This window comes from Crocosphaera sp. Alani8 (assembly GCF_038442745.1).
GTDB lineage: Bacteria > Cyanobacteriota > Cyanobacteriia > Cyanobacteriales > Microcystaceae > Crocosphaera.
In genome coordinates, this window is the sequence record NZ_JARVCN010000164.1 from 1 (window position 1) to 7479 (window position 7479).

Genomic DNA, 7479 nt, shown 5'->3' on the forward strand with positions numbered 1-7479 from the left:
GGCTCTTTTCGTCATCTGGTAAGGCTTTCAGGTATTCGTGTCCCCACGCCAGTAATAAAGCTAATTTTTGATATATTTTGAAAAGGAATTAAATCGTCTAGATTAAAATTAAATCTACAATAGAATGCTGAAACTATAGTTATTAGTAAAAATATTGTATAACTTATAGAAGCAGTACGAGGTGGACTATCATTTCCTAATGAATACCAAGTGACAAAAAATGACATATACATTGCAATTATTAAACTAATTATGACGATTAAAAAATTTTTTTTACTTTGAATAAAAGGTAAGATTTTTTCTTTAGGTACTTGAAAGCTGATTAAAATAACTAAACTAAAAAAACATATCCATAAAGGGTTAATCCAGTCAAATAAATGATATCGAGTTGACCAAAAGCTTTGGATAGCTGAAAATGTTAAAGAACTAGAATTCCTTGCTGTATTTTCTATTTTTTCGATTCTACTATAATTTCCAGGTGAACAAATAACAATTATAGACGAGGTTAAAGCTAGAATTGAATAAGTTAAATTTTTTAAAATAAAGTTTTGACTTAAGCGATTGAAAAATATGTTAAGCATGGATATGCTGACAATTAAACTAGTATAAGTTACCATAATAGTTTCAGATAACCCATTAATAAAAATAATTAGAAATGAATTGAATGCAAATAAATATAAGTTTTGTTCTTCTTCTAGATAGAGAGTATCAATAATTAGAGCAAAAGATAAAATTAATAATGAATTAGCTAAACCATAAGCAATTCCGCCAGCTAACCAAAAAATGGTTGATGTTATATCAGTGCTGATTAGAATAGATACTAAAACTGTTAAAGTATAAAAAAGGTTAATTTTAAAGTTTTTACATCCAGTTAATAATTTAATAAAGAAATAATTACTTATTGCGGAAGAAGTAATTAAAGATAAAGGAACTAATGCAAAAGATTTAATCAAAAAATAGTCAGTAATTTGATGGCCAATTACGTTGTAACAAGCCATAAGAAAATCAGCAGTATATCTGCCATTCCAAGTCAAATAACGATCTTTAACAAAACCTAAAATTCCTTGTTCTAAAGCAGCTGAAGCAAAAGCATAATCGTCTCCTGTCGGAACTGTAAATAAAGCTAAAATAAGATATGGAAGAATGGTAATACATAAAAAAAAGATTGAAAAATTGATATAGAATTTTTTAGACTTTATCTTAAAAATTTTTATCATTTTAAAACTCCAGACTCAATATTTAAGTATCACTTACTTTACTGTTTGAAAATATTATAGAGCCATTGCTTATGAAAGTTAGTAAATGCTTTTAATAATCCCTGTGACAAATTGACAGGGATTTTTAGATTATCCTACATTCCAGGAAGATTTAAGCCACTGGTAAGAGCTTCCATTTTTTCACGCATGGTGTCGGTAGATGTATTGTAAGCATCCTTCATGGCTGCACTTACTAACTGAGACAACGCCTCTGCACCTTGTTCTAAAGCTTCTGGTTTGATTGTTACCTGACGAGGTTCTTGGTTACCACTCACAACCACTGTAACTAATTTAGCCTCATCGCTATAACCTTCAATATCCATCTCCTCTAACTCTTGTTGAAGTTGCTGTGCGCCGGCTTGAACTTGTTGGGCTTTTTGGAAGGCTTCTTGAAGTTCTTTGATTTTACCTAATCCGGGTAAACCAAACCCTTTTCCTTTGTTTTCTGTCATATTCGTTAAAAATATTGTGTGTTGCTATTTAGTTATTGTTAGTCTTAGAAAAGACTTTTATGGTCGATAATAATCATCCCTCTGTAACCCTATCATTTTTTGGTTTATCTTGACTGGATTTTTGGGGTGAAAAAGAGGTTGAGTCAATATTATTCTCGCTGAATTTGGGCAAATATTTCTGCTAATATTTCCGTGGCACCAGCATTGCGCAAACGGTTAGCTAATGTTTGTCCTAAGCTTTCTGCTTGTTCTGCTTCCCCTTCAATAACATCTTTAAGCAAGGTTTGACCGTCTAAACTGGCTACCATTCCTGTCAATGTTAGAATGTTATTTTCAATTTTAGTATTGACACCAATGGGAACTTGACAACCTCCCTCTAATTCTCGTAAGAACGCCCGTTCTGCGTAACAGCGATCGCGGGTTTCCGGATCTTCTAGGACTTTGAGGAGGTCTAAAATTTCCGGATCACCGGTGCGACATTCGATCCCCAAGGCACCTTGTCCCACAGCATGGAGAGAAATTTCATCGGGAATCACCTGATGAATGCGATCGCTCATATCTAACCGTTGTAAACCTGCTACAGCTAGAATAATGGCATCGTATTCCCCTGCATCCAGTTTGGATAAGCGAGTGTTGACGTTTCCACGAACGTCTTTAAAGGTTAAATGGGGATAATGGTGACGCAACTGAGCCAAACGACGTAAGGAGGAAGTACCAATAACCGATCCTTCTGGTAAGGTATCCAGTTGTTTATCTTGATGCTTTTCGTTAACCACCAGTGCATCAGCAGGGTTCACCCTTTCGGTGACGCAACCCAACATCAACCCCTCGGGTAAGTTAGTGGGTAAATCTTTGAGAGAATGCACGGCGAAATCTACTTGATTTTGTAGCATTGCCGTTTCTAACTCTTTGGTAAATAATCCTTTATCCCCTATTTTAGCCAAGGCAACATCTAAGATTTTATCCCCTTGGGTACTCATGGTTTCTACGTCAAAACGACGGTTGGGATAGTGTTTTTGTAGTTGTTCTTGTATCCAGTAAGTTTGCACTAAAGCTAACTGACTTTTTCGGGAACCGATACGAATAGCGCGACTAGAAACAACCATAGAAGGTAAACTAATAGTGTGACGATGAGGAGACTCATTCTAGGGTATCGTAGTGTTTGACCCTAGTTAAGAGATTGGCACCCCAACAGAAGAAATAGTTACATCTCTTTACAAATTATCAATAAGTAAGAAATAAAAATTTTAGTTTTTAAGATTGATAATTTTCCCGTTTTCTGAGTTCCAGACGACTTATGCTATTATTGGTCTTGAATTAGTTCAATTGACTGTATCCAAATCCATGATTATTTGGCAAGCGGATTTCTATAAGCACTTATCAGAAAAAAATGAGAACGATACTACATGGAATCTCATTGTTTGTGACGAAAATGGAAGCATTATTCATCAATCTAGTTGTCAACAGTCCGAGGCAAATTCTCATTGGTTAATCGCTGAATTAGAATCTATAACTAAGGAATACTCGCCTAATATTATTAAAATTTTTCGTCCTCAATGTCTTAGTTTATTTACTCTAGTAGGGGAACAATTAGGAGTAACAATTCAAGCAACCAGAAGAACTCCGCAACTTAAACAGATTTTAAACCAAAAATATCCTAATTCTGTAAAATTAGAACAATCGGTTCCCCAAGGAATACCGGAAAATTTATGGGGTGATAAATGGCGTTTTGTGACATTCAAAGCAGGGGATTTTGTAGATTTTTTTGGCGATCGCCCCATTCCTATTAAAGATTTACCCGAAGCATTAAACCCTATTCATCTTGGGATTGCTTCTGATGTTAATCTTCCTGGGGTTGTTATTTATGGCGGTAGAAAATCTATGTATTTGGCCCGTTGGTTAGCTGATAATCAACCGTTTTCTTTGAATTATATTCCTACAGATATTCAAAAGTCTGGGGGATTAATTCTGGAATCAGGGTTAGTAGATCGGTGGGTTCTGTTGACGTTTGAAGATGCAGACATGGCTAAATCTGCACAAAAGTACGAACAGCAGAAAGAAAACAGTCAAGGGCTTCATTTTTTACTCATACAACCAGACGATTCAGGAATGACTGACACAGGAATCTGGTTACTAAAAAAAGAATAAATTTGAGTTATTTGTTATGAAAGAAGTTGCAAAAATTGTTTTAGAACCCGATAGCTTATGGGCAAAGGCAAAAAAACAAACTGAATATGCCTTAAATTGTGGTGCTTTAAACCCAATCGCTACAGACTACCAATTACTCAAAGATCAAGATATTGACTTTTTAGTTAGGATTATAAACAACCTCAATCGTAAAGACAATGCTAAAAAGAAACAAAAAAAATTAAGCAAAGATTTTAATCCTTTTTTACCTTACGAAAAAGACCTATTTGTGGCAGAAATTTCAGAAAACCATGTTTGTTTACTCAATAAATTTAATGTGGTAGATAATCACCTATTAATAATAACCCGTGAATTTGAATCACAAGAAACACTCCTAAACTTGGATGATTTTGCTGCTCTGTCCGCCTGTTTATTACAAGTTGATGGGTTAGGGTTTTATAATAGCGGTAAAATAGCAGGAGCAAGTCAACGCCATAAACATCTTCAACTAGTTCCTTTCCCTTTCGTTCTAGAACTACCAAAAACCCCAATTGATAAAGTTATAAAAACTGCAAAATATCAAGATAATATAGGCAAAATTTCTTGTTTTAATTTCGCTCATGCCATAGCTAAAATATCTTTTAATAACAGTAATGTTCTAGAATTAGCTCAACAAATTTTAGAGACTTATAATTTTCTCTTAAAAAGCCTAAAAATTGCAACGGATTCACAAAGGAAAGCCGATCCTTATAACCTTTTAATAACCAGAGAATGGATGATGATAATTAGGAGATCGCAACCTAAATATGAATCTATTTCTGTTAATTCATTAGGATTTTCTGGTGCATTATTAGTCAAAGATGAGCAACAACTAAAAAAATTAAAACAATTAAAACCCCTAACTATTTTAGAAAAAGTTGCTCAGCAAACTCATGGTTAGGTTAAATGTCAAAATCAGTGCAGAGTATAGAGTTTAATCTATTACCACTGCTCATTTTTGACTTTTCCCTGTTCACTTATACCTCAGACTTAAATTCTCACAACTGATGATTGATTGCCATAGTTAGATTCTTAACAGTTAGGATAGGGAGTTTAAGGGAACCTAAAAGATATTTTTTTCGTCTGACTATCTTATGTTTAAAATTTTATGTTACAATTCGTAACGAAGAGGGAACCAACGTTAAAACAATGGGGAAACTAGGAGTGTAGGAGGAAATTGCACTTATTCTCAAGATCAGATGCTATCTTATTAAATTTTTGGGGGTTAACCCGTGGAAGGCTCATTGACAATTTTAAAATATTTTTTAGTCATCTTAGACTTTGTTGAATTTTTATCCACACCTTTCGGACTTTGTGCTGCGATCATTCTCTTACTTTGGAGTAATTTTATGGGGTTAAGCTAATATTAGGAATTTATCTGCACTCCAGGTTGACCGTTTTTGACCACAAACGATTGTAAAGTATCAATAGATGCGTTTACACTCGATATGGTAGAAACGGCACGAAAATCGCTCTTAAAAAACTCTGGCGTTACTGTACAACGGACATATCCGTGTTTTGTCCCATTGAAAAATTTAACATGAGGATTATTTCTCCTAGTCAAGTTGACAGCCGCAACGTATCGTATAGGAAATACAGAAGAAATAGAAGTAGCGACAAACTCTGTTGCAACAGTAGGGGATTGCAGATCGTCAAAGTCTAACTTTAAGTCGTTAACCCAACTAGAATGGATATCTCCCGTAATCACCACTGGGTTAGAAATTTTATTTTCGTGCAGAAAGCTCAGGAAACGACGACGACAGTCAACATAACCATCCCACTGATCCATATTAAACAATTCCTTTTTAGGACGGGGATCTATATCGTATTGAGCCATCATAATCTGTTGTGCCATAATGTTCCAAGAGGCTGAACTGTTGGTTAATTGAGCTTGTAACCATTGTTCTTGCTCTTTTCCCAGTAAGGTTGCTGTTTCTACTGTAGCTCCTTGACAGCGAGGTTGTCCCCCATCTCCACAGGGTTGATCGGTGCGATATTGCCTAGTATCCAATACTATCAACTTCCCCAAGTTTCCTAGTTGAAAACTACGATAGATAGCCATGTTTTCTGCTGTTTGGAAAGAGACTCGGATAGGAGTGTGTTCGTAATAAGCTTGATACGCGACTTTACGTCTGAGACGAAACTCTTCTAAAGTTTGCTCGTCTTCTGGTATGAGATTAGCGTAATTATTATCTACTTCGTGATCATCCCAAGTCATGATCCAAGGGAAGCGATGATGGGCAGCTTGTAAGTTGCGATCGCCCTTATATTGAGCGTAACGGTTACGATAATCTTCTAGGGTGATACATTCTTCTCCTAGATGCTGACGAATCTTAGTTTTACCGGATCGCTCATAGATATAGTCCCCCAAAAATACCACAAAATCAAGGTCTTCATCAGCCAAATGCTGGTGAGCAACAAAATAACCGTTTTGCCAGTCTTGACAAGATGCGAAGGCAAACTTGATCTCTTCAACTGAAGCGTCGGGGTTAGGGAGGGTTTTCGTTCTAGCGATCGCACTTTTATAGTTACCTACCTCAAACTGATACCAGTAAACCTGGTTTGCTTCTAGTTGAGTGACATCCACATGGACAGAATGTCCTAACTCTGGAATAGCCATAGCCATCCCTTGACGGACTATTTTGATCATTTCGGGGTCTTCTGCCATTTTCCAAGCTACAGGAACCCTTAAACTGGGCATTCCACCCCCTTCTAAGGGTTTAGGGGCTAGTCTTGTCCAGATAATAATGCGATCGCTTTGGGGATCTCCCGATGCAACTCCCAAGGTAAAAGGGGACTGAGAAAATTCTGGGATAGAAGCGGCTTGGCTTTCCCAAGGATCTATAGTTGCTAAACCTGAAGTTAAAAGGGTTGTTATTAGGAAATCTCGTCTTTTCATTAATAATTAAAATTGACTCAGATGAATGATCGTTAAATATATTAATTTGTTCCTTATATTTTATGATAGCTATACGAGTATTAATAATACAAGGTTTTCCACTCCGAATCTTAGGATTGATGACGATGCGATCGCAATAATTCATGGCTAAACGTATATAATATTATAGTGTAAAATCATGAGTTTACCTAATGGACATCAGGCAGACTTAGGAGATAAAATAGAGAATTATTGTCTTAATCCCAATCATCAAAAAGGCAAGAATAAAGCCACTATTTTCCAAAGTAAACTGGGAATCAACTTAAATAATGCAGATATTCTTAAAAAAGCAATTAAACAAGCTGCTATCAATGAATCAGTTTTCATTCGGAAAATCAATGAATATGGAACACACTATAACATGAAATTTTTGCTAAAAACAGATGCTGGAAAATCTTTAATTTTAGTCGCTTGGATAATTCTTATTAACGAAAACTTTCCCAGATTAACTAATTGTTATCCCGTCAATAAATGAGGTATTGTCATGAACAAGTTTAAAGAATTAGATATGGTTGCTTTAACGGAAGATAGACAAACAACTCACTTTGAAACTGGCAGAGCTATTACCCTATATAAAGGACAAGTGGGAACTATTGTTATGGAATATGATGGTAACCTGTATTATTCATGAAGAAAAAACAAAACCTAAAAAATAAGGAATTGGCAT

8 protein-coding genes are annotated in these 7479 nt (G+C 35.4%); 4 read left to right on the forward strand and 4 right to left on the reverse strand.

The window, feature by feature from the left end; all coding sequences use genetic code 11:
• Positions 1-11 precede the first annotated feature (11 nt).
• From P9B04_RS11015 to hemC, 3 genes are all read right to left on the reverse strand, one after another.
• Entirely contained in the window at positions 12-1217 is a 1206-nt protein-coding gene (locus P9B04_RS11015; RefSeq protein ID WP_342055034.1) for a hypothetical protein, read from the reverse strand.
• A gap of 134 nt (positions 1218-1351) precedes the next feature.
• Entirely contained in the window at positions 1352-1708 is a 357-nt protein-coding gene (locus P9B04_RS11020) for a YbaB/EbfC family nucleoid-associated protein (RefSeq protein WP_342055035.1), read from the reverse strand.
• A 149-nt stretch (positions 1709-1857) separates the two neighbouring features.
• Positions 1858-2814, reverse strand: a complete 957-nt coding sequence (gene hemC / locus P9B04_RS11025; RefSeq protein WP_342055036.1) for a hydroxymethylbilane synthase — start codon at positions 2812-2814, stop codon at positions 1858-1860.
• A gap of 238 nt (positions 2815-3052) precedes the next feature.
• Between hemC and P9B04_RS11030 the strand changes: the two genes are divergently transcribed.
• Positions 3053-3856, forward strand: coding sequence for a Tab2/Atab2 family RNA-binding protein (locus P9B04_RS11030; protein WP_342055041.1), 804 nt, complete (start codon positions 3053-3055; stop codon positions 3854-3856).
• Between the two features lie 16 nt (positions 3857-3872).
• Positions 3873-4775, forward strand: coding sequence for an ATP adenylyltransferase family protein (locus P9B04_RS11035; protein ID WP_342055037.1), 903 nt, complete (start codon positions 3873-3875; stop codon positions 4773-4775).
• A 465-nt stretch (positions 4776-5240) separates the two neighbouring features.
• Here P9B04_RS11035 and P9B04_RS11040 read toward each other — a convergent pair whose 3' ends face one another.
• Positions 5241-6773: an alkaline phosphatase D family protein gene (locus tag P9B04_RS11040; RefSeq protein ID WP_342055038.1), complete on the reverse strand. Its 1533-nt coding sequence runs from the start codon at positions 6771-6773 to the stop codon at positions 5241-5243.
• Positions 6774-6951: 178 nt separating this feature from the next.
• Here P9B04_RS11040 and P9B04_RS11045 point away from each other — a divergent pair, with 178 nt between their 5' ends.
• Positions 6952-7287, forward strand: coding sequence for a DUF6883 domain-containing protein (locus P9B04_RS11045; protein WP_342055039.1), 336 nt, complete (start codon positions 6952-6954; stop codon positions 7285-7287).
• 9 nt (positions 7288-7296) lie between these two features.
• On the forward strand, positions 7297-7443 hold the full coding sequence (locus tag P9B04_RS11050; protein WP_342055040.1) for a DUF4926 domain-containing protein: 147 nt from the start codon (positions 7297-7299) through the stop codon (positions 7441-7443).
• Positions 7444-7479 lie beyond the last annotated feature (36 nt).

Excerpts from the sequence above, each read along its gene's own strand:
- P9B04_RS11015 (WP_342055034.1), bottom strand. The coding sequence starts at position 1,217 with ATGATAAAAATTTTTAAGATAAAGTCTAAAAAATTCTATATCAATTTT.
- P9B04_RS11020 (WP_342055035.1), bottom strand. The coding sequence starts at position 1,708 with ATGACAGAAAACAAAGGAAAAGGGTTTGGTTTACCCGGATTAGGTAAA.
- hemC (WP_342055036.1), bottom strand. The coding sequence starts at position 2,814 with ATGGTTGTTTCTAGTCGCGCTATTCGTATCGGTTCCCGAAAAAGTCAG.
- P9B04_RS11030 (WP_342055041.1), top strand. The coding sequence starts at position 3,053 with ATGATTATTTGGCAAGCGGATTTCTATAAGCACTTATCAGAAAAAAAT.
- P9B04_RS11035 (WP_342055037.1), top strand. The coding sequence starts at position 3,873 with ATGAAAGAAGTTGCAAAAATTGTTTTAGAACCCGATAGCTTATGGGCA.
- P9B04_RS11040 (WP_342055038.1), bottom strand. The coding sequence starts at position 6,773 with ATGAAAAGACGAGATTTCCTAATAACAACCCTTTTAACTTCAGGTTTA.
- P9B04_RS11045 (WP_342055039.1), top strand. The coding sequence starts at position 6,952 with ATGAGTTTACCTAATGGACATCAGGCAGACTTAGGAGATAAAATAGAG.
- P9B04_RS11050 (WP_342055040.1), top strand. The coding sequence starts at position 7,297 with ATGAACAAGTTTAAAGAATTAGATATGGTTGCTTTAACGGAAGATAGA.